This is a genomic window from Corallococcus praedator (genome assembly GCF_003612125.1).
In the GTDB taxonomy this organism is placed as follows: Bacteria; Myxococcota; Myxococcia; order Myxococcales; family Myxococcaceae; genus Corallococcus; species Corallococcus praedator.
This window is the reverse complement of the sequence record NZ_RAWI01001042.1, coordinates 1-444: the sequence shown is the minus strand read 5'-3', so window position 1 is coordinate 444 and position 444 is coordinate 1. Positions and strand designations below refer to the sequence as shown.

Genomic DNA, 444 nt, shown 5'->3' with positions numbered 1-444 from the left:
TGCTTGAACGACACCTGGATCTGCTGCCATTTGACGGCCGCAGGTTCACTGAATTCAGGGATCCGCTCACGATACGCGGCAAGCAGTTCCAGCCGGCTGATCGGCTGCGCCTTGTCGAGCTTGCCCATCATGTACTGCTCGGCCATCGTCCTGTCGCCGATCATCTTTCGGAGGACCGCAATCGTCAGTCCCTGCCGTTGGATATCCGCTTCCAGGTCCATCATCGAGCAGGGCCGACCCGTGTCCTTCTCCAGCTTGGCCCGCATCACTTCCAGTTGCTTCTCGAAGATCCCGTCCAGCTGCGTCGTGACGGCCTTCGTCTGATCCGCGGTGAGCTTCGTCTCCATCACGCAGACCATCATCGTCTGCTCGAGGAACGTCGGCAAAAGCTCGTGGAGCGTCTGCTCCTGGAACTGCCGGTATTGTGCGGGAGTGGCTTTCTTC

1 protein-coding gene is annotated in these 444 nt (G+C 59.7%); it reads right to left on the bottom strand.

Annotation, left to right across the window (positions count from 1 at the left end):
- Positions 1–444 (bottom strand): hypothetical protein (locus tag D7Y13_RS46410; protein WP_158626229.1); only part of this gene is annotated, 444 nt, incomplete at both ends.